Source organism: Nonomuraea sp. NPDC050643 (assembly GCF_040654715.1).
In the GTDB taxonomy this organism is placed as follows: Bacteria; Actinomycetota; Actinomycetes; order Streptosporangiales; family Streptosporangiaceae; genus Nonomuraea.
On the sequence record NZ_JBFAIM010000010.1, the window covers coordinates 17,720 to 38,248 of the forward strand.

Annotated in this window: 21 protein-coding genes; 14 read left to right on the forward strand and 7 right to left on the reverse strand. The window is 70.4% G+C overall.

Annotated features, from left to right (window positions below):
- The first annotated feature begins 86 nt into the window (after window positions 1–86).
- The 3 genes from AB0I15_RS14935 (at window position 87) to AB0I15_RS14945 (ending at window position 2,537) form a co-directional block, all read left to right on the forward strand.
- Complete coding sequence (locus AB0I15_RS14935) at window positions 87–1,697, forward strand: ABC-F family ATP-binding cassette domain-containing protein (RefSeq protein ID WP_358094895.1); 1,611 nt, start codon at window positions 87–89, stop codon at window positions 1,695–1,697.
- A gap of 259 nt (window positions 1,698–1,956) precedes the next feature.
- Entirely contained in the window at window positions 1,957–2,382 is a 426-nt protein-coding gene (locus tag AB0I15_RS14940; RefSeq protein WP_358094897.1) for an organic hydroperoxide resistance protein, read from the forward strand.
- On the forward strand, window positions 2,379–2,537 hold the full coding sequence (locus AB0I15_RS14945) for a hypothetical protein (protein WP_358094899.1): 159 nt from the start codon (window positions 2,379–2,381) through the stop codon (window positions 2,535–2,537). Before AB0I15_RS14940 ends, AB0I15_RS14945 begins: the two co-directional genes overlap by 4 nt.
- A gap of 9 nt (window positions 2,538–2,546) precedes the next feature.
- Here AB0I15_RS14945 and AB0I15_RS14950 read toward each other — a convergent pair whose 3' ends face one another.
- The gene (locus AB0I15_RS14950) at window positions 2,547–3,203 is read right to left on the reverse strand and encodes a class I SAM-dependent methyltransferase (RefSeq protein ID WP_358094901.1); all 657 of its coding nucleotides are present in this window, start codon (window positions 3,201–3,203) and stop codon (window positions 2,547–2,549) included.
- A 56-nt stretch (window positions 3,204–3,259) separates the two neighbouring features.
- Between AB0I15_RS14950 and AB0I15_RS14955 the strand changes: the two genes are divergently transcribed.
- On the forward strand, window positions 3,260–3,856 hold the full coding sequence (locus AB0I15_RS14955; protein ID WP_358094903.1) for a TetR/AcrR family transcriptional regulator: 597 nt from the start codon (window positions 3,260–3,262) through the stop codon (window positions 3,854–3,856).
- On the opposite strand, the gene AB0I15_RS14960 is transcribed toward AB0I15_RS14955, so the two are convergent.
- The 5 genes from AB0I15_RS14960 to AB0I15_RS14980 all read right to left on the reverse strand — a co-directional run bounded on the left by AB0I15_RS14960 (window position 3,841) and on the right by AB0I15_RS14980 (window position 11,190).
- On the reverse strand, window positions 3,841–6,063 hold the full coding sequence (locus AB0I15_RS14960; protein ID WP_358094905.1) for a family 43 glycosylhydrolase: 2,223 nt from the start codon (window positions 6,061–6,063) through the stop codon (window positions 3,841–3,843). The genes AB0I15_RS14955 and AB0I15_RS14960 overlap by 16 nt on opposite strands.
- Window positions 6,064–6,084: 21 nt before the next feature.
- Window positions 6,085–6,894, reverse strand: coding sequence for a carbohydrate ABC transporter permease (locus AB0I15_RS14965; RefSeq protein ID WP_358094907.1), 810 nt, complete (start codon window positions 6,892–6,894; stop codon window positions 6,085–6,087).
- Entirely contained in the window at window positions 6,891–7,802 is a 912-nt protein-coding gene (locus AB0I15_RS14970) for a sugar ABC transporter permease (protein WP_358094909.1), read from the reverse strand. Before AB0I15_RS14970 ends, AB0I15_RS14965 begins: the two co-directional genes overlap by 4 nt.
- Window positions 7,802–9,136 (reverse strand): ABC transporter substrate-binding protein, encoded by a 1,335-nt coding sequence (locus tag AB0I15_RS14975; protein ID WP_358094911.1) that lies wholly within the window; start codon window positions 9,134–9,136, stop codon window positions 7,802–7,804. The genes AB0I15_RS14970 and AB0I15_RS14975 overlap by 1 nt, the downstream gene beginning before the upstream one ends.
- Before the next feature lie 137 nt (window positions 9,137–9,273).
- Entirely contained in the window at window positions 9,274–11,190 is a 1,917-nt protein-coding gene (locus tag AB0I15_RS14980) for an Ig domain-containing protein (RefSeq protein ID WP_358094913.1), read from the reverse strand.
- A gap of 209 nt (window positions 11,191–11,399) precedes the next feature.
- On the opposite strand from AB0I15_RS14980, the gene AB0I15_RS14985 reads away from it, so the two are divergent.
- The 6 genes from AB0I15_RS14985 (at window position 11,400) to AB0I15_RS15010 (ending at window position 17,444) form a co-directional block, all read left to right on the forward strand.
- On the forward strand, window positions 11,400–13,283 hold the full coding sequence (locus AB0I15_RS14985; RefSeq protein ID WP_358094915.1) for a beta-L-arabinofuranosidase domain-containing protein: 1,884 nt from the start codon (window positions 11,400–11,402) through the stop codon (window positions 13,281–13,283).
- 11 nt (window positions 13,284–13,294) lie between these two features.
- Window positions 13,295–14,665, forward strand: coding sequence for a sugar ABC transporter substrate-binding protein (locus AB0I15_RS14990; RefSeq protein ID WP_358094917.1), 1,371 nt, complete (start codon window positions 13,295–13,297; stop codon window positions 14,663–14,665).
- Between the two features lies 1 nt (window position 14,666).
- Window positions 14,667–15,566 carry a sugar ABC transporter permease gene (locus AB0I15_RS14995; protein ID WP_358094918.1) on the forward strand — a complete coding sequence of 300 codons (900 nt, stop codon included), beginning with the start codon at window positions 14,667–14,669 and terminating at the stop codon, window positions 15,564–15,566.
- Window positions 15,563–16,471, forward strand: coding sequence for a carbohydrate ABC transporter permease (locus AB0I15_RS15000; RefSeq protein WP_358094920.1), 909 nt, complete (start codon window positions 15,563–15,565; stop codon window positions 16,469–16,471). The genes AB0I15_RS14995 and AB0I15_RS15000 overlap by 4 nt, the downstream gene beginning before the upstream one ends.
- Window positions 16,472–16,481: 10 nt before the next feature.
- Window positions 16,482–16,757 carry a hypothetical protein gene (locus AB0I15_RS15005; RefSeq protein ID WP_358094922.1) on the forward strand — a complete coding sequence of 92 codons (276 nt, stop codon included), beginning with the start codon at window positions 16,482–16,484 and terminating at the stop codon, window positions 16,755–16,757.
- 246 nt (window positions 16,758–17,003) lie between these two features.
- Window positions 17,004–17,444, forward strand: a complete 441-nt coding sequence (locus AB0I15_RS15010; protein ID WP_358094924.1) for a hypothetical protein — start codon at window positions 17,004–17,006, stop codon at window positions 17,442–17,444.
- Between the two features lie 4 nt (window positions 17,445–17,448).
- On the opposite strand, the gene AB0I15_RS15015 is transcribed toward AB0I15_RS15010, so the two are convergent.
- Window positions 17,449–18,315: an aldo/keto reductase gene (locus AB0I15_RS15015; RefSeq protein ID WP_358094926.1), complete on the reverse strand. Its 867-nt coding sequence runs from the start codon at window positions 18,313–18,315 to the stop codon at window positions 17,449–17,451.
- 83 nt (window positions 18,316–18,398) lie between these two features.
- On the opposite strand from AB0I15_RS15015, the gene AB0I15_RS15020 reads away from it, so the two are divergent.
- The 4 genes from AB0I15_RS15020 (at window position 18,399) to AB0I15_RS15035 (ending at window position 20,528) form a co-directional block, all read left to right on the forward strand.
- Entirely contained in the window at window positions 18,399–19,286 is an 888-nt protein-coding gene (locus AB0I15_RS15020; RefSeq protein ID WP_358094928.1) for an SseB family protein, read from the forward strand.
- The gene (locus tag AB0I15_RS15025) at window positions 19,283–19,690 is read left to right on the forward strand and encodes a hypothetical protein (RefSeq protein ID WP_358094930.1); all 408 of its coding nucleotides are present in this window, start codon (window positions 19,283–19,285) and stop codon (window positions 19,688–19,690) included. The genes AB0I15_RS15020 and AB0I15_RS15025 overlap by 4 nt, the downstream gene beginning before the upstream one ends.
- A gap of 89 nt (window positions 19,691–19,779) precedes the next feature.
- Window positions 19,780–20,187, forward strand: coding sequence for a YbaB/EbfC family nucleoid-associated protein (locus tag AB0I15_RS15030; protein ID WP_358094932.1), 408 nt, complete (start codon window positions 19,780–19,782; stop codon window positions 20,185–20,187).
- A complete protein-coding gene (locus AB0I15_RS15035; protein WP_358094934.1) occupies window positions 20,184–20,528 on the forward strand; it encodes a hypothetical protein in 345 nt (114 codons plus the stop codon). The genes AB0I15_RS15030 and AB0I15_RS15035 overlap by 4 nt, the downstream gene beginning before the upstream one ends.
- Window position 20,529: the final 1 nt, after the last annotated feature.

Below are 20,529 nucleotides of genomic sequence, written 5' to 3' on the forward strand. Positions count from 1 at the left end.
GCTGTGGCCTTGTCGTCGTTTCACGTTCCCATGTCCCCTTGCCGGGCGGCCGTGGCGCGCCCGCGTTCCCGTACGAGGTCTCCTCCATGTCCGATGCGTTCATCATCTGCTCCGCCCTGTCCTTCTCCTGGCCCGACGACACCCCGGTGTTCCAGGACCTGTCGTTCACCGTGGGCCCGGGCCGTACCGGTCTCGTCGCGCCCAACGGCGCCGGCAAGAGCACGCTGCTCAAGCTGATCGCCGGCGATCTCCGGCCGGGCGCCGGCAGCGTCACCGTGGACGGCGTGCTCGGCTACCTGCCGCAGAGCCTGCCCCTCGACGGCGACCTGGCCGTGGCCGACGTCCTCGGGATCGCGCCCGTCATCAGCGCGCTGGACGCCATCGAGTCCGGTGACGCCGGCGAGGAGCACTTCACCACGATCGGCAACGACTGGGACATCGAGGAGCGCACCCGGGCCCAGCTCGACCGGCTCGGGCTCGGTGACGTGGCGTTCGACCGGCGGCTGCGTACGCTCAGCGGCGGCCAGGTCGTCTCGCTCGGGCTGGCCGCGCAGTTGCTCCGGCGACCCGACGTGCTGCTGCTCGACGAGCCGACCAACAACCTCGACCTCGACGCCCGCCGCCGGCTCTACGGCGTGCTCGAGGAGTGGCACGGCTGCCTGCTGCTGGTCAGCCACGACCGGGCGCTGCTCGACCGGATGGAGCGCATCGCCGAGCTGGACCGGGGCGAGCTGCGCTCGTACGGCGGGAACTTCAGCGCGTACGAGGAGGCCGTGCGCGCCGAGCGGGAGGTCGCCGAGAAGAACGTGCGCAGCGCCGAGCAGGAGCTCAAACGCGAGAAGCGGGAGCTGCAGCAGGCCCGCGAGCGGGCCGAGCGCCGGGCGAGCAACGCCGCCCGCAACCTCAAGAACGCCGGCCTGCCGCGCATCTTCGCCGGGAACATGAAGCGCGGCGCCCAGGAGTCGGCCGGCCGGGCGGGCCAGACGCACGCCGCCCGCGTCAGCGACGCCAAGGCCCGGCTCGACGAGGCCGGCCGCGCCCTGCGCGACGACCAGAGGATCGCGCTGGAGCTGCCCGGCACCAACGTCCCGGCCGGGCGCACGGTCTTCCTCGGCGAACGCCTGCGCGCCCGCGGCCTGTTCGCCGAGCCCGGCGTCGACCTGACGATCCGCGGCCCCGAGCGCATCGCCCTGACCGGGCCGAACGGCTCCGGCAAGTCGACCCTGCTGCGCATGATCGGCGGGGAGCTGGAGCCGGAGGAGGGCGGCCTGGTACGGCGGGCCGACGGCCGGATCGCCTACCTGTCGCAGCGCCTGGACCTGCTGGACCTCGACCGCACCGTGGCCGAGCACCTCGCCGCCCACGCGCCCGCGATGCCGCAGGCCGAGCGCATGAACCTGCTCGCCCGCTTCCTGTTCCGCGGCTCCCGCGCGCACCTGCCGGTCGGGGCGCTGTCGGGCGGGGAACGGCTGCGGGCCACACTCGCCTGCGTCCTGTTCGCCGAACCGGCGCCCCGGCTCCTGCTGCTCGACGAGCCCACCAACAACCTCGACCTGGTCAGCGTCGGCCAGTTGGAGAGCGCGCTGAGCGCGTACGAGGGGGCGTTCGTGGTGGTCAGCCACGACGAACGCTTCCTCGCCGCGATCGGCGTGGAGCGCCGGCTGGCGCTCTCCGACGGCCGGCTGCTGGACGCCTGACCGCACCCGCACACCCCGCGCCCGCGACCGAGGCTCGCGGGCGCGGACGAACCCGACGCGGACGAACCCGACGCGAGCACCGTCAGGCCCTGGGCGTCGAGGGCCCCGGCGCCGTCGTGGCCAGCCACGACCGCTGGCTGCGCGCCCGCTGGCAGGGCCGCCGCCTCCACCTAGCGTCACCGGCTTGACAGGTGACGACCAATGCTGCCAGCATCGTCACCAGTTGAACAGGTGATGTGAGCGTCGGAAAGGGAACACCATGGCTGTCAGCTACACCGGAGTCGTCACCGCCACCGGAGAGGGCCGCAACGGGGGCCGCGTCGCCGCCGCCGACGGCCTCCTCGACACCGGCCTCGCGATCCCGAAGGAGTTCGGGGGCGCCGGCGGGGCCACCAACCCCGAGCAGTTGTTCGCCGCGGGCTGGTCCGCGTGCTTCCTGGGCGCGGTCAGGAGGGCGGCGGCGGAGCGCGGGGTGCGGCTGACGAGCGCCGTCATCCGGGCCGAGGTGACGCTGAACCACGGTGATGACGGGGAGTTCGGCCTGGCGGCCGTGCTCGACCTGGAGCTCGGCGGCGTGGATCAGCGCACCGCGGACGAACTGGGCGCCCGCGCCCACCAGATCTGCCCCTATTCCAAGGCCACCCGGGGCAACATCCCGGTCACCATCCACGCGTCGGCCGCGTGACCCCGCCACCGGAGGCGGCGCGCCGCGACCGCTTCACCCGCCTTCCCGACCGGGTCCGCCTTCAGGACACGGTCGAGGAGCGCCCGGCCACCGTCCCGGACCCGGCCCGGGACGTCTACGACGCGGACAGGTGGCTCGTGCCCTATTGCCTGTGACGCGCCGGGTCACAGCCGCTGGCTGAGCTCCATGCCGTCCTCCACGGGGAAGGTCACGCTGTGGTAGCCGTTGGCCGGGTCGCGTACGTAGTCCAGGTAGGGACGCAGGCCGGCGAGGTTCACGTCGTCGGCCACCACGGTGGTGCCGGGGGCGAGCCGCGGTTCGAGCAGCCGCAGCACCGGCAGGCACAGCTCCTTCCAGCCGTCGAGCAGGACGAAGTCGGCGCCCAGGCCGGCGAGGGTGTCACGGGCGTCCCCCTCCAGCACCGTGATCACGTCGTCCAGGCCGGTCTCGGCGAAGGTGTGGCGGGCGGCGGCGATCTTGTCCTTGCTGAGCTCCGTGGTGTAGACGTGGCCCCTGCCGTTGTCGCGCACGGCGGCGGCCAGATAGAGGGTGGAGATGCCGAACGAGGTGCCGAACTCCACCACCGTCGCCGGCCGGGTGGTCCGGACCAGGCCGTAGAGCAGCTTGCCGCCGTCGGCCGAGATCGGCATGTAGACCTCGGCGGCGGCTTCGGCCTGCTCCTCGGTGGTCATCGCCGCGAAGCCGCCGGGATGCCGCGCGTAGGACCGCGCGGCGGTGGCGTCGTCGTGCGCGGACGCGGTGAACATCCTGCTGAGTGCGCTCTCGACCCTGGGGTCGGTGAGCGTGTAGGTGTTGGTCATGCCCTCTAGGGTAGACGCAACGTCCTGTCTATTCTAGAGGGCATTATGATGCGGGGATGACGGAGACGGCGGGGCGGCGTCACCACGGGAACCGGCACGGGCGCAGCGAGGAGGCCCGGCAGGCCGTGCTGGAGGCGGCCGACGACCTGCTCGCGGAGAAGGGGTTCGCGGGAGTCACCATGGAGGGCATCGCGGCGCGCGCCGGGGTCTCCAAGCAGACCGTCTACCGCTGGTGGAGCACCAAGACCGAGGTGCTCATGGACGCGTTCCTGCAGGACATGACCGAGGAGCTGACCCCGCCCGACCACGGCGACCTGGCCCTCGACCTGCGCGCCTACCTCGGGCGGCTGGCCCACATCCTGACGCGGACCGACACCGGCGCCGTTGTCAGGGCGCTGATCGCGCAGGCCCAGCACGACCCGGTGTTCGCGGCCGACTTCCGGGCGCGTTATCTGGACGAGCAGCGCCGCCGCGACCGGCTGCCGCTGGAACGGGCGGCGCTCAGGGGCGAGCTGCCCGACGGCCTCGACGTGGCCGCCGAGACCGACCGCCTCGTGGGGCCCCTCTACTACCGGGTCCTGGTGACGGGCGAGCCGATCGGGCCTGACTACACCGACCGGCTCGCCGACGACTTCCTCTACCGGCTGCGATAGACGCGGACGTAGTCGAACTCCGCGTTCACCGGCGGCTGCGCGCCCCCGTGGGCGACCAGGCCGATGCGCGGCGTGGTGCCCTTCGGGAACGTCCAGACGCCGGCCCACGTCCACGTCTTGCCGTCCCGGCTGGAGCCGGCGCGGAACTCGTGCTCGCCGTTGGCCGGATCGACGCGGTGGGCCAGCCGCAGCCATGTCGTCCGCTCCGGCGGTCCGGCGATGTTGCCGCCGTAGGACAGGCGGTCGGCGAAGCGCAGCTCCCTGCCGTACTCGACCTGGCGGGTGTTCCAGATGGCGACCTGGGACAGGCGGGCGAAGTCGTCGTCCGACACGTACGCCACCAGCCCCGCCTGCTGGTAGTTGCGGACGGTGTCCTCGCCCAGGTCCAGGCTCACCTTGGTCTCGACGATGTAGTCGCCCTGCGGCGCGTCACGCAGCAGCACGCCCGCCGTGTTGGCCGTGCCCACCAGGTCGGAGTTCTGCACCGGCCAGCTCAGCACGCCTTCGGTGACCTTGGCGGCCGGGTCCTGGCGCACCCATTGCCAGCCGCCGCCCCGGCCGTCGAACTCGTCGGTGGCCAGCAGCCGGCCCGGCTGGGGAACCGGCGCGAGGCGGGTCACCGGCTTGGTGAGGGTGGCCGCGCTGACGTTGTCGAAGTCGGCCGCTCCCTCGGCGACCAGCCCGAACGTGCCCGACAGCGGGACGCGGGCGTCCAGGCGCACCGTGGCCTGGGGGTCGCCGAGCCGGGCCGAGGTGACCTCGGCCGTGATCGTGCGGTCCTTGACCGTGACGGCCAGGTTCCGCCAGGTGGCGGCCCCGCCGGGCAGCGGCGCCGTACGGCTCTGCCCGCCCGCCGTGACGGTCAGGCCGCCCTCGGACACGACGGCGGTGGCCTGCCCCACCCGCAACCCGGCCGAACCGGTCGCGGCGCCCGGGAGCCGGAGGTCGGTCTCGGCACGGAGGTCGCCGCCGACGCCGAGCCTGGCGGTGAGCGTGGAGGTGCCGGTCGCGGTGCTGGTCGTGGTGCTGGTCGTGGTGCCGGTCGTGGTGCCGGTCGTGGTGCCGGTCGTGGTGCCGGTCGTGGTGTGGGCGACGTGGCCGTCCCGTACGGACCAGCCGTTCGTGTCGCGCCAGGCCGACAGGTCGCCGGAGAAGCCCTCGTGCACGGAGCCGCGCGTCACCGGCGCCGCACCGGAGCGCTCGGACGGCCCCGCGCCCGCGCGCACGACCGGCCAGCCGTCGATCCAGTCCAGGCGGTCGAGCAGCATGGGCCGCTCGTTGATCCCGTACGGCTGGTCCAGGAACGGGTCGGACCTGTCGATCCCGTGGTAGAGCATCCAGTCCTGCCCCGCCAGGTCCGTGAGCTGGGCGTGGTGGCCGACGCCGATCCAGCGGTTGCCGTTCTGGGCCACGACCGGGGTGCCGCCGGCGCGGGAGGCGAGCAGCGGCCGGCCCTCGCGGTCCAGGAACGGGCCCTTGGGGCTCGTGGCCCGGCCCGCCAGCACCGAGTAGCCGGTGGTGGGCCCCGCGCAGCAGTTCGCCGACGAGGCCAGCAGGTAGTAGTGGCCGTCACGCCGGACCACGTACGCGCCCTCGAACTTGTTGTCGATGGCCACCTGCGCCGGCTGCCCCACGGTCCTCAGCCCGTCGGCGGTCAGCTCCGTCACCCACAGGCCGCCGAAGAACCCGCCGAAGTAGAGGTACTTCTTGCCGTCCACGTCCGTGAACTGGGTGGGGTCGATGGTGTTCCAGTAGGAGTCGCCGGACGGCCGCGGCGGGATCACCGGGGCCGTGCCGTGCGTCCACGGGCCGGTCGGCGTGGGCGAGGTGGCCACGCCGATCGAGTAGTCCCACTGGTGCGGGGTGCTGGTGGTGTTGGTGACGGTGAAGTACATGACGTAACGGCCGTCGAGGTAGCGGATGTCGGGCGCCCACAGCAGGCTGCCCGGCGCCGCGTACGGCGGCAGCTCGTCCTCGCCGAACGCGTCCCCGACGTACGTCCAGTCGACCAGGTCGCTGGAGCGGGCGATCGGCAGCCGATGGTGCTTGCCCTCGCCCTCGTTGAGCGGGTCGGAGGTGCCGTAGGAGTACCAGTAGCCGTCGAGCCCGCGGATCACGGCGGGGTCGGCGAAGGTGTCGGCGAACGGCTCGGACACCGGGTTGTCGTAGGTGGTGGGGCTCGTGAACAACGACGCGAGCAGTGACACGACCACTGCTATACGCATATGTCAGCCTTTCAGTCCGCTGCGGGAGATGCCTTCGATGACGTAGCGCTGGGTCAGCCCGAACAGGATCAGCACGGGCACGCTGGCCAGCACCGCGCCCGCCATGATCACCGGATAGTCGATCGTGTACGCGCCCTGAAGGATCGACAAGCCGGGCGGCAGCGTGAAGTAGTCGGGGCTGAAGATCACGAAAACCGGCCAGATGAAGTCGTTCCAGTTGCTCAGGAAGCTCAGCACGGCGAGCGTGGCCAGCGCGGGCCGCGACAGCGGCAGCGTGATCCGCAGGAAGATGTGCCAGTGGTTGGCGCCTTCGAGCAGCGCCGCCTCGTCCAGCTCGCGCGGCAGGCCGAGGAAGAACTGCCGCAGGAAGAACACCCCGAACGCCCCCGCCGCGCCCGGCACGATGAGCGCCACCAGGCTGTCGAGCCAGCCGAGCTGGTCGACGATCAGGAACGAGGGGATGAGGAAGACGAACCCGGGCACCAGCAGCGTGCCCACGATGAGGCCGAACATCAGCCCCTTGCCCCGGAACTCCAGCCGGGCCAGCGCGTACGCGGCCAGCGACGAGACGACCAGCACGAGCACCATGTGCCCGGTGGCGGCGACCAGGCTGTTGACGAACCAGCGCAGCACCGGCGTCTGCGTGGTGCCCTCGAAGAGGGTCCCGTACGCCGAGGTCGTCGGCTCCGCCGGGAACAGCGTGGGCGGCACCCGGGTGGCCTCCGACTTGCTCTTCAGCGAGGTGCCCAGCGCCCACAGCAGCGGCGCCACGAAGACCACGGCCAGCGCGAGCAGGGCGGTGTAACGCCTCACGAGCGCCCCCTGAAGAGCCGGAAGTTGAGCACGCTGACAACGATCAGCACCAGCGTCAGCACGTAGCTCATGGCGGAGGCGCTGCCCATCTTGTACTGGCTGAGCCCCACGTCGAGCATGTAGACGATCGCGGTCCTGGTCTCGCCGCCCGGCGCGCCCTGGGTCAGCAGGTACGACTGCCCGAACATGTTGGCCGAGGCCAGGATCGTCGTCGTCACCACGAACAGCGCCACGGGCCGCAGCCCGGGCAGCGTGACGTGGCGGAACTCGGCCCACCGGCCGGCGCCGTCCACCTTGGCGGCGTCGTACAGCTCGCGCGGGATGTCCTGCATACCGGCCAGGTAGATCACCCCGTTGAAGCCGATCGTCCACCACACGGTGACGCCGACCAGGGCGACCCACCCCCAGGGCGTCGACGTCGTCCATGCGATGTCGGTGCCGAGCAGCGAGTCGATCAGCCCGAGGTTCGGGTCGAGCAGCAGCCGCCACATCAGGCAGACCACGGCCACACCCAGCACATACGGGGCGAAGAACAGCCCGCGGAAGAACGTCCTGCCCCTGAAGGGCCGGTTGAGCAGCAGCGCGATCCCGAGCGGCAGCACCACCAGGAACGGCACGCTGAACAGCGTGAAGATCCCGGTGGCCCGCATCGACATCCAGAAGTCGGCGTAGACGGCCGAGCCCGGGTCGAGCAGCGCGGTGTAGTTGTCCAGCCCGACGAACGGCTTGCCTTCGAGCAGGAAGTCCCAGTCGTGCAGGCTGACCCAGATTCCGAAGATCGCCGGGGCCAGCACGAACACGCAGAACAGCACCAGGTACGGCGCCAGGAAGAGGTAGGGGGTGGCCCGCCCGTTCCAGGACAGCGACGCCGTCCCGGTCCGGGAGGCCTTGGCGGTGATCGTGGCCATCAGGCGCCGTACTTCTTCCGGTTCTGCTCGAGGATCTTGTCAGCCTTGGCGGCCGCCTCGGTGAGGGCGTCCTTGGGGCTCTTCTTCAGCAGGATCGCCGCGTTGATGGCCTGGTCCACGACCGCCGAGGCGTCGCCGATCCCGGCCACGGACGGCAGGAAGTACAGGTGGTCGATCTGGGAGCCGATCGCGGCCTGCTCCTTGAGCCCCTGGAACTCGGCGCCGTCGCGGATCGACTTGCGCGCGGGGACCTGGCCGGCCTTGGCCCACTCGATCGAGTGGCCGCCGATCCAGTTGATGAAGACCTTGGCCGCGGCCAGCTTGTTCTGGTCGGCGGCCCGCTGCTTGAAGACGACGAACTGGTGGGAGCCGGCCCAGGCCGCGGGCTTCGTACCGATCTGGGGGAGCGGCGCCACGCCCCACTGCAGGTCCTTGGCCTCGCGCAGGGTGTTGATCGACCAGATGCCGTTCCAGTTGAAGGCGGCCTTGCCGTTCTGCAGGGCGATGAAGTCGGCGTCCTGGCCCACGTTCTTGGGGCTGTAGCCCTTGTTGACCAGCTCGACCAGCCAGGTCAGCGCCTGCACGCCGGGCTCCTCCGCGAAGCGGGAGACACTGGCGTCGTCGGCGAACAGCGCGCCGTCGTGCTGGTAGAGCAGGCTGCCGAACTGCATGCTGCCGGTGAACGGGAACGGCGTGGCCCAGTGGCCCTGGACGCCCGCCTTCTTCAGCGCCTCGAGCGCGGCCAGGTACTCCTCGCCGGTCTTGGGCGGGCTCTCCGGGTCCAGCCCGGCCTTCGACAGGACGCTCTTGTTATAGAACATGCCCAGCGGGTGCACGTCGAGCGGGATGGAGTAGCGCGCGCCCTTGTACACGCCCGCCTGCCACACTGGCGGCGAGAAGTCGGCCTCGGTCAGGCCGAGCGCCTTGGCCACGTCGTCGAGGGGCAGCACCACCTGGCGGGCCGCGTTGGTGGCCACGCTGTCGACGTGCATGATCCCCAGGTCGGGACCCTGCCCCGCGGCGACCGCCGCCGGGACCTTCGCGTAGTAGTCGGCCCACTGGTAGACGTTCATCGTCACCTTGATGTTCGGGTGAGCGCTGTTGAACTGTTCGACCAGTTTCTTCATGAAGGGGCCGTCGCCGCCGGTGAAGCCGTTCCAGAAGGCGAGCGAGACCGCGGGGCCCGTGTAGGACGTCGGGGCGGCCGTCGCCTGCGCGCCTGTCTGCTGGGCCGCCTGCTGCCGCGGGCCGCCGCCCCCTCCGCATCCGGTGAGAACTAAGGCGCCGAGGCCGAGACCGAGAGCGCGCCGCCGGGTGAGGTTATCCAGGGACATCTTGCATCACTTCCTGCCCGTGTGGTGATGCCCCGTTGTACATCGTTGTATCTAACGTTGTAAACAGCGTCCGGCGAGTTCGTTACAGCGTTGTAAATCAGGCGCCAGGCCGGTCCTGGCGCCCGCGTGCCACAAGGTCAGGCGTAGGCCTTCACCTCCAGCAGCCCGACCGAACCGGTGCCGCTCTGCAGCACGGCCCTCAACCTGCCGGTCGTCACGGCGGTGAAGGTCGCCCGGTTGTAGGCGTTGAGGTTCCTGGAATAGGTGGCCGGGATGTCCACGTACGCGCTGCCGTTCCAGGACTGCAGCTTCCACGACGCCGGCAGGCGCACGCCCCCGTTGTCGTCGAAGAAGTACACCTCGGCCGAGCGCAGCGTCTGGGCCGACGGCCAGGTCAGCTCGGCCCACTGCGTGCCGGTCTGCGGCCAGGTGCCCCAGCGGCGGTTGACCGTGTCGTTGGAGGAGGGCGGGTCGATCCCGTCGTTCAGCGCCGCGACGCTCTCCCACGGCGAGGTGTACGACGCGGACGGCGTCGCGCCGCCGGCCAGGTTCACGGCGCCGCCGCTCCCGACCGTGAGCGTGAACGCCCTGGTCACCGGGGCGCTGAGCCGGTCGTAGTCCCTGAGCTGGACCGTGAACGTCGAGGTGCTGCCCGCCGACGTGGGCGTGCCGGTGATGGCGCCGGTGAACCGGTCGAGGCTCAGCCCGGCGGGCAGCGAGCCGCCGGTGACCTGCCAGTCGTAGAACGGCACGCCGCCCTTCGCGGCCAGTTGCTGCTGGTAGGCGGTGCCCGGCGTGGCCTGCGGCAGCGAGGCGGTGGTGATCGACGGCTTAAGGAACGGGGTCAGGTTGCGGTTGAGCCGCCACCCGGCGTTCTCGGCCACGAGCAGGGCGAGCTTGGTCAGCATCCACCTGCGGGTGGGGAACAGGTGGGTCCAGCCGCCGCTCTGGCCGCTCAGCCGGTCCCAGCTGGGCTGGTCGCCGGGGATGTGGTAGCTGCCGTCCAGCGGGACCGCGCGGCCCTGGTACTCCACCACGTCGGGGTCGTTGCCGCCGTTCGCCACGTAGGAGCGCATGCCGGCCCAGTCGCTGTGGAAGGCGACGGCGTGGCCGTACTCGTGCATGACCAGGCCGTGCACGTCGAGCACCGAGCCCTGGATCTCGGTCCGGTACCAGTCCTCGTCGGCCAGGGAGGTGAAGAGCTGCTTGCCGGCCTCGTCGTACTCGAAGATCATCGCGGTGGACCGGTGCAGCGGGCCGGCCACCTGCTGGCCGTCGCGGGTGCTGTAGCGGCCGTTGTTGGCGGGGTAGCCGGTCGAGTACGGGGTCTGGATGCCCCTGAAGTAGACGTACATGCCGTTGTAGGCGCTGTTGTTGGTGACGTTGATCGTGTTCTGCCAGTCGTTGCCCGGCAGGTGGTTGGGCTCGGCGCCGGCGGCCACGGTGTCGAAGGGCTGCATGTCGAAGAAGCGGAACCAGTCCTTGACCGCCTCCTCGGAGGCCGTGCGGAACGCCTGGTTCGAGAAGTAGCCGGTGATGTCGTCGTAGCGGTAGTCGAAGGCGATCGGCAGCGTGGGCTGCAGCGCCGTCTTCTCGTCCTGCTGCACGAAGATCGGCATGGACTGCTGGTACGACGCCCCGCCCGCGGCCCTGATGGTCAGCCGCAGCGTGTACTGCTCGTCCTCACCGGGGCCGCGCTTGGAGTGGATGGCCAGGCGGAAGATCTTCTGCTCGTTCGCGTTCGCGAACGTCAGGGTCTTGGTCGCGCCGGTGGCGGTGAGCTGGCTCGGCAGGTCCATCATCAGCCGCGACGTGCCCTCGGCCTTGAGGTCGATGCCGACCGGGAACGGCACGTCCGACGGGGGCCTGACGGTGAGCTCGACGTAGGGGTTGGCCAGGTAGCCCTGCCAGTCCACCAGCTTGACGCCGTAGCCGTTGACGTTCCGGCCGAACAGGTCGATCACCTGCGCTGTGGGGGCCGCGTGGGCCGGGGGTGAGAGGCCCGGTAAGAGGAAGGACGCGAGCATGGCGGCGATGGCCGCGAGAACCTTCATGGGGGGCTCCTTGCGAAAGAGCTAAAAGGTTTTCGGAAGCAAAGCCCACCTGTCAGGAGTCTGTCAAGGGCCCCACTGCATCTGTACAGTTCGAAGTAAGGCGCTGTTTCAGAAAAGGTTTTCGGCCCGCACATCGCGATCTATTGACTAGTGCTGTGTGACATCTTACATTGCGGGCGAGAAACCGTTCTCGGCTTTCGAGGAGCACGATGTCAGGCTTCGTCCGTGGTCCGCTGGCACCTTCGACCGGGGCGCAGTGGCCGCTGAGCATCGACGACGTGGAGATCCATGGGGGCCCGTTCGGGCGCTGGCAACGGATCAACAGGGAGCACAGCATCCCGCTCGGCCTCGAGCAGATGGAGCGCTCGGGGGCGGTCCCCAACCTGCGGCTGGCGGCGGGGGAGGGTGAGGGAACCTTCCAGGGCTACCGTTTCCAGGACTCCGACCTGTACAAGCAGCTCGAGGCGGTCGCCTGGGAGCAGTGCCGGCTGCCCGGCGACGCCTACCCGGCCTTCATCGCCGAGTCGGCCGCGCTGCTGGCCCGCGCGCAGCGCCCCGACGGCTACCTGAACTCCCACTACCAGATGGTCAAGCCGGACCTGATCTACCAGGAGCTGGAGTACAGCCACGAGATGTACTGCGCCGGTCACCTGTTCCAGGCGGCGGTGGCCGCGGCGCGGGCGGGGTGCGGCGAGGAGCTCCTGGCGGTGGCGCGCCGGTTCGCCGACCACCTGGTCCAGCGGTTCCTGCGCGACGGTGACGACGGCATCGACGGGCATCCGGAGGTGGAGACGGCCCTGGTCGAGCTGTACCGGCTCACCCGGGAGCGGTCCTACCTGGAGCTGGCGGCCAAGCTGATCGACAACCGGGGCAAGGGGCTGATCGCCGACAAGGGCATGGGGCCGCTCTACGCCCAGGACCACCTGCCCGTACGCGAGGCCGGCACCGCCGTCGGGCACGCCGTGCGCCAGCTCTACCTGGAGGCCGGCATCGTCGACGTCTACCTGGAGACGGGCGACGAGTCGCTGCTGGAGTGCTCGGTACGCCGCTGGGAGGACCTGGTCGCCACCAAGACCGCCATCACCGGCGGCCACGGCTCCCGCCACGACGGAGAGGCGTTCGGCGAGCGCTACGAGCTGCCGCCGGACCGCTCCTACAACGAGAGCTGCGCCGCCATCGCGAGCATCCACTGGAACTGGCGGCTGCTGCTGGCCACCGGGCACGGCAGGTACGCCGACCTGATCGAGCGCACGCTCTACAACGCCTTCGCCGCCTCCACCTCGGCCGACGGCACCCGCTTCTTCTACGTCAACCCGCTCCAGCGCCGCGCCGACCTGTTCGAGGACGCCTACCTCGGCCGGCGGCGGGAGTGGTTCGCCTGCGCCTGCTGCCCGCCGAACATCATGCGCCTGATCTCCTCGCTCGGCCACTACGTCGCCACCGCCGATGCCGAAGGGCTGTCCGTCCACCAGTACATGCCCGGCACGATCCGGGCCGGCGGCGTCACGCTCGACGTCGAGACCGACTACCCGTGGGACGGCCGCGTGCGCTTCACCGTGCGCGAGACGCCCGGCGGCGCGTGGACGCTCAAGCTGCGGATCCCCGCCTGGAGCCCGCCCGGCGCGCTCACGCCGGACGACAACGGCTACACCCGGATCCGGCGCGACTGGGAGCCCGGCGAGACCTTCACCATCGACCTGGACCTGACCCCCCGGCTCGTCCTTCCGCACCGCAGGATCGACGCGCTCCGGGGGTGCGCGGCGATCGAGCGCGGCCCGCTCGTCTACTGCTTCGAGCAGATCGACCAGGAGGCCGGCCTGGACGACCTGGCGCTCGTCCCGGGCACGCGGCTGCGCGCCGTGGAGCGCGACCTGCCGGGCGTCGGCAGGACCGTGCTGATCGAGGCGGAGGCCGTACGCCTGCCGCCCGCGCCGCCCGGGGAGCCGCCGTACGCGGCGACGACCGCCACGACCGCCACGACGGCCTCCGGTGACCTCCGCGACCACGCGCCGGCCACCGCCACGGCCGTCCCCTACTACCAGTGGGACAACCGGGACGGCGGCCTCATGCGGGTCTGGATACCCCTCGTGTAAGGAAGGCGCAGATGAAGAGAAGAGAGCTGTTCCGGATGGGCGGCCTGGCCGCCCTGGGCGCCGCCGCGGCGGCCTGTGGATCGGGGGGCGGGGCCGCCGCGCCGGGGGCCACGCAGTTGCAGTTCATGTACTGGGGCTCGACCTTCGAGAAGGCCGCCGTCGAGAAGATGCTCAAGGCCTTCGAGCAGAAGAAACCGCAGATCAAGGTGAAGCCGGTCTTCACCCCCGACGAGTACGACGTCAAGCTCAACACCCTGGTCGCCGGCGGCAGGACGCCCGACCTCGGCTACGTGCCCATGTCGATGTCGTTCCGCCTGGCCGAGCAGGGCAAGCTGGTCAACCTGTTCCCGTACCTGCGGAAGTATCCGCAGCTCGCCGGCTACTTACCGGACGCCTACCTCTGGTACGGCCAGGACAAGCTGCACGGGGTGGCCACGGCCAACGAGATCGAGCTGCTGTGGTACAGCAAGGCCGCCATCGCCGAGGCCGGCGTCGCCGTGCCGCCCGCGGTGGCCTCCTCCGCCTGGTCGTGGGACCAGCTCCTGGAGAACGCGTACAAGCTGACCGTCGACCAGAACGGCAGGCACCCCGACGAGTCCGGCTTCGACCCCAAGCAGGTCCGACAGTTCGGCATCTCCGTCAGCCTCACCTACACCGCGGCCTGGTACGGCTTCCTGCGCAGCAACGGCGGCGACTTCGCCGACGAGGCGGGCAGGAAGTGCCTGCTGGACACCCCCGAGGCGATCGAGGTGCTGCAGAACCTGCAGGACCTGATCTACAAGCACCGCGTCGCCCCCGGCCCCGGCCAACTCGCCGCGACGGGCGACGAGGTGCCCGGCACCAACATCCTGCTCAAGACCAAGCGGGTGGCGATGGTGGTGGACGGCCACTGGGCGCTGCTCGACATGAACGAGAGCAAGGTCGACTACGGCATCGGCGTGCTCCCGACGTACGGCGACCCGTTCACCACCTCGCAGGTCGCGGGCGCGTCGTCGGTGTTCAGCGGCACCAAGAACGTGGAGGAGGCGGTCGAGCTGTTCGCCTTCCACATCGACCCGCAGTACGTCGACCTCTACAGGCAGGGCCTGTGGATGCCGCAGGAGCGGAAGTACTACGAGGACCAGGCCGCCATCGACTCCTGGACCAGGAACGACGGGCACCCGCCGGAGTTCCGGACCGCGGTCGTGGACTACGCGCGCGACCATGGCGTGCCCGACCTGCGCAACCGGGTCAAGAACCTGTCCGCGATCTCCAGCGACGTGCTCACCCCCGCCCTGCAGCAGATCGAGTCCGGCAAGGAGCCCGCCGCCACGGTGCTCAAGGCGGCCGTCCCGAAGATCACCGGCATGCTGCAGGGCTGGCAGCACACGCAGGCGCTCTGACATGGCCGGTATCTCCGGCCAGCGTCGCATGGAGCGCCGCTGGGGTCTGCTCATGGCGGTGCCCGCGATCCTCGGGTTCCTGATCTTCACGGCCGGGCCGATGGTGGCCTCGTTCGTGTTCAGCCTGACGGACTGGCAGATCGGGGGCACGCCCTCCTTCGTCGGCTTGGACAACTACACGGCGATGGCCGCCGACGAGCTGTTCTGGACGTCGCTGAGCGCGACCACGTACTACACGCTCGGGGCGGTACCGCTGGTCCTGATCGTGTCCTTCGCCGTCGCCATGCTGCTCAACCAGAAGGTGCGCGGCCTGTCCCTTTGGCGGACGATCTTCTACCTGCCGACGCTGGTGCCCGCGATCGCCAACGTGGTGCTCTGGATCTGGATCTTCAACCCCGACTTCGGGCTGCTCAACTCGCTGCTGCGCCAGGCCGGGCTGCCGTCCGGCCAGTGGATCTACGACGAGGCCACGGCCATCCCGTCGCTGGTCATCATGAGCACGTGGGGCTTCGGCAACACCATGGTGATCTTCCTGGCCGGCCTGCAGGGCGTGCCGAAGCACCTGTACGAGGCCGTCTCGATCGACGGCGGCGGCGCGTGGCGGCGCTTCTGGCACGTGACGCTGCCGATGATGACGCCGACCATCTTCTACAACCTGGTGGTCGGCGTGGTCGGCACCTTCCAGGTCTTCAACCAGGCGTACGTGATGACCGAGGGCGGCCCGAACAACGCCACCCTGTTCTACGTCTACTACCTGTTCCGCATCGCGTTCAGGGAGAGCGAGATGGGCTACGCCAGCGCGCTCGCCTGGGTGCTGTTCATGATCATCGTGGTGATCACGTTCCTGATGTTCAGGAACGCCCGCCGCTGGGTCTACTACGAGATGGCGGGTGCCCGATGACCGCGGTCGAGGCGCCCCGGCGCGACAGGTCGCGTCCTGGCCGGGTGGCCCCGGTCGCGGGCCTGCGCCGGCCGCGCAGGTACGGCAAGGCGCTGATCTACGCGGCCCTGGCCGCCGGGGCGGTGCCGACCCTGCTGCCCTTCGTCTGGCTGGTGCGCAGCGCGCTCATGCAGGACGCCCAGATGTTCGTCGCGCCGCCGGAGTGGATCCCGTCGCCGTTCCAGTGGTCGAACTTCGGCGAGGCGCTCACCGCCCAGCCGTTCTGGCTGTACTTCGTCAACACCGTCATCATCGCCGTCGTCAGCGTGCTGGGCACGGTGCTGACCTGCTCGGTGGCCGCCTTCAGCTTCTCGCGCCTGCGCTGGCGGGGCCGCGACGTCGTCTTCGCGCTGCTGCTGAGCGCGGTCATGCTGCCGTACGCGGTGACGCTCATCCCGACCTTCGTCATGTGGCAGGAGCTGGGCGCGCTCGACACCTTCCTGCCGCTCACCGTGCCGAGCTGGTTCGCCGGCGCGGGCGGCGGGGTGTTCAACGTGTTCCTGCTGCGGCAGTTCTTCCTGACGATCCCGTTCGAGCTGGACGAGGCCGCCTACATCGACGGCGCCTCGCCCTGGCGGGTCTTCTGGACGATCGTCATGCCGCTGTCGAAGCCCGCGATCGTCGTCGTGACCATCTTCACCTTCATCGGCACCTGGAACGACTTCCTCGGGCCGTTGCTCTACCTCAACGACGAGGAGAAGTACACGCTCTCCCTCGGCCTGGCCTCCTTCCAGAGCGTCTTCCTCACCCAGTGGGGCTACCTGATGGCCGCCTCGGCCGCCGTCATCGCCCCGATCATCGCGCTCTTCTTCTTCCTGCAGCGCTACTTCATCGAAGGCGTCACGCTCACCGGCATCAAGAACTGACAGGAGCCGCATGAGAAGGACCTGCGCCGCCATCGCGCCGGCCGGGCTGACACTCGCGCTCGCGGACGAGGACCGGCACAAGAGCGACCCCGGCCCGGTGATCGACGTGCACGGGCTGGTCATGCACGAGTTCGGGCACGCCGTGGCCTGCGGGAGCGCCCACATCCCGGGTGACGACGGGGCAGGCGTGCACCGGGCGGCTCCGGGATCACGACAAACGGGGCATGCCACTGACCAAGGAATTCACCATCGCGGTCGGGGCCCAGCGGCCCTGGGATTTCGCTGAATGTATTTCCGCTGTTTGGTCATGGTGCGACGGGAAAATTGAGTTTTTCGCTGGAGCGCGAGACCCGGGTCCCACTCTCGCCGCGAAAGCCCTGCGTGACGGGCCATGGGGGCGCCGTCCGGGCGTATCGTGAAGGGCATGACAGGCCTTCGGCAATCCGATGATGTGATTCGCTGGTATCGAGACGGCGACCTTCCCCTCTATGGCCTTTCTCCCGAATGGAAAGGGGAGCGGGGAATCGGCGGAGTGCGGCTGCGAAATGCCGGCACCGCGGACGCGCGCCTGCTCACCGAGAGGCTGTCGCTGACGCATCGCCTTTCGCGAACGGCCGACCTCAGCGTGAGCAGCTACCGGGCGCCGTCGTCGGCCCGCGTCGTGCGCATCAACGCCGCCTACGACCTGGCCCGGCGCGTGGCCGGCGCCCCCTCGCGGCCGAGCGAGGCCTACGGTCACGCCCGGAGGATCACCGACCTGGCCGAACGCATCCGCGAGGGCGGCCCGCTGGAGCACGTCGCCGTCTCCATCGACGGCGAGAGCGTCGAGCTGGAGCTGACGAGAGCCGGCGTCCATTGGGCCGCGGTGCGCAGGCTGGGCGAGATCTTCCTGCAGCTCGACGGATCGAACTTCCCGCGCACCGATCTCGCCCTGTGCCACGTCACGGACCTGGCGCCCTACCTGCCCGCCTGATCCGTCAGCCCAGGCGGGTGAGCTCCTCCTCGGTCAGCTCCAGGCTGGCGGCGGCGACGGAGTCGAGAATGGTCTCCGGGCGGCTGGCGCCCGGGATGGGAATGACGACTGGGCTGCGGGCCAGCTCCCACGCCAGGCAGACCTGCTGCGGGGAGACGCCACGGGCCTCGGCGATGGCGGTGAAGGCGGCGTTGCGCTCGTGCAGCTCCCCGGTGCGCCCGATGCCGCCCAGCGGCGACCAGGGCAGGAAGGCCAGGCCGAGCTCGGCGCAGACGTCGATCTCGGGCTCACTGGAGCGGAAGCGCGGCGAATACTCGTTCTGGACGCTCACCAGGTGGTCGCCGAGGATGTCGTGCGCGAGCCTGATCTGCGCCGGGTCGGCGTTCGAGATGCCCGCCATCTGGATCTTGCCGGCGTCGTGCAGGTCCTTCAGCGCGCCCATCGTCTCCTCGTACGGCACCTTCGGGTCGGGCCGGTGGTGCTGGTAGAGACCGATGCTGTCCACACCGAGGGCCTTCAGCGAGCGGTCGCAGGCCTCCTTGAGGTACGACGGCCGCCCGTCCACGTCCCAGCCGCCGGGCGTACGGGTGTGCCCGCCCTTGGTCGCGATGAGCACGGTGCCGGCGTCGCCCGCCCAGAGGGACAGGGCCCGGGCGACCAGGCGTTCGTTGTGGCCGACGTCGTCATGTGAGGGCGTGTAGGCGTCCGCCGTGTCGATCAGGGTGACACCGGCGTCCAGGGCCGCGAGAAGGGTGCGGATCGACTGGGACTCGTCGGGCATGTGACCGGTCACCGACATGGGCATGGCGCCCAGTCCGATGGCCCCGACCTGGCGCGTTCCGATGGCGCGCGTTCTCATGGCGTTCTGCATGGGTCCCACCTTGTCTGCTGGAGTGCACTCCAGGTCAATGCCCGGTCTGTGGCATTGCGCCGGTCAAGGGCAAGAATGGGCGAATGAGGGTCGATGATCACACACCGGCCGGTCCGTTCGAGGAGCGGCTGTGGGAGGCGTACCGGGAGGGTCGGCGCGCGCTGTGCCTGAGCCTGCTGCGGGGCGCCGACCTGGCCCTGCCGATCACCGCCGCCGCGGCGGCGGGCACCGAGGCGCCCGCCTGGGCGACGGCCGCCGACGCCGAACGGACGTGGCTGCTCGCCTACACCTCGGTCGAGGCGATGACGCTGGCCACCGGCGGCGCCGCCACGCACTGCCGGATCGTGACGATGACCGAGCTGGCGGCCGGCTGGCCGGACCTGAGGTGGGGGCTGGCGGTCAATCCGGGGCTCGAGGTCGCGTTCACGCTGGAGTCGGGCGCGGTGGCGCGGCTGGCGGTGCCCACGCTGGTCCAGGACCTTCGGATCGACCCCGAGTCGGGCGTGCCCGTGATGCAGAAGCTGCTCGGGCCCGGCGACATCCACGCACTGCTGACCGGAGGCGAGCCGCGGGTGTCCGGCTACTGCCACCACGCGCTGGACGTCTCGCACATCGCCACGCCCGCCGTGCTCGCCGCCGCGCTGGGCCGGCCGGACCTGCTGACCGGCGACGGCTCCCTCAACATGCTGCGCTGGCGGCCGGTGGGCCTCGACCTCTACCGCACCCCGTACGGCGGGATCGACGAGGAGGGGCGGGAGGCGGTGGCGGGCTGGGTGGTCGAGGAGCCGCCATTCGTGGGGATGGGCCTGGTGCCCAGCGTGGACAGCGTGATCCGCGAGTACAAGGTGTACGGCGTCGGCCTGCCGCACGGCGCCGAGATCTGGGAGCTCACCTTCGAGGGCACCGAGCACCGGCACGCCGTCTACCACGGCGACCTGCGGCGCTGGCTGCTGATCGGGACGAGGTCATGACGCGCGGGGCGGCGTACCGGGCCCGCTGGCGGGGCGCCGACTACCCGGCCAGCCCGGAGCCGCACGCCTTCGAGCTGTGGGTACGCCTGCGCAGCGCAGAGCCGCTGGACGGCTTCGAGGAGGTCGAGCCCGGCTGCCACGTACGCACGGTGCCCGCGTCCGAATGCGAGTCGCTGCACCTCGTGACGACGGTGTGCCGCTGGCGGGACGAGCCGTTCCTGGTGCACGACGAGGAAGGTGAACGGCTGCTGATCGAGTATCTGGGCGGGTCCGCGATCACCGCGCGCGAACTGGGGCTGGACCGGGTCGAACGGGGGGTGTACCGCCGCTGGGTGGCCCGGTCAGAGGTGAACGGACTCCGGGAGGAACCCGTATCCATCACTGTCCAGAATCATCACTTTTAGGGTGAAGACTTGTTTCATGGTGTTCATGTGACGGAAACTTACTCGTCAGGCACCTGTGTTGTAAGAGGCAGGACGGCTACGGGAGGGTTATGGGCGGCGCATCGGACAGGCCGGACGTAGCCGCGATGCGGGCGTACGCCGACGAACTGCGCGACATGTTCAACCGGCTGCAGGACGAAGGGCCGGAGATGCACGCCCGGGCCAAGGCCGTCCAGGTGACCGAGACGTCGCGCGACGGCCTCGTGTCGGTGACCGTCGGCGCACGAGGCGAGCTCGTCCGGCTCGACCTCGACCCGCGCGTCTTCCGGCGTCCCGACGCCCGTCACCTCGCCGACACCATCGCGGAGACCGCGCAGCGGGCGGCCGCCAAGGCACAGGACCGGATCGCCGAGATCTTCGCGCCGGTGATCCCGCCGGAGCAGTTCAGGGCGCACCTCGAGGGCGACCTCGAGACCGTCATGGCCCGGCTCACCGATCAGATGGAGGGCAACAGGTGAACGAGTGGTGGGAAGGCGCGTACGTCGCCAAGCCGATCGTGGACCGGGGGATCTCCGCATGGTCCACGATGGCCGAGGACCTGGAACGAGGGCTGCGGCGACGCGTGGCCCAGGTCGAGGAGTGCCTGGCGAGCGCTCCGTGGGGCGGCGGCGCGGAGGGCCGGGCCTTCCATGAGGCGCACTTCCGCGGCGACGGCCCCCCGGGCATGCTGACCCAGTGCACCCGGCTCGGCGGCGAGGTCACCGACGCCGGTACCAGGCTGCGCAAGGTCATCGACAACACGCTGCGGACCGACGCCGACATCAAGCACGACATGACCGGCACGCTGCGCGAAGTCTGAG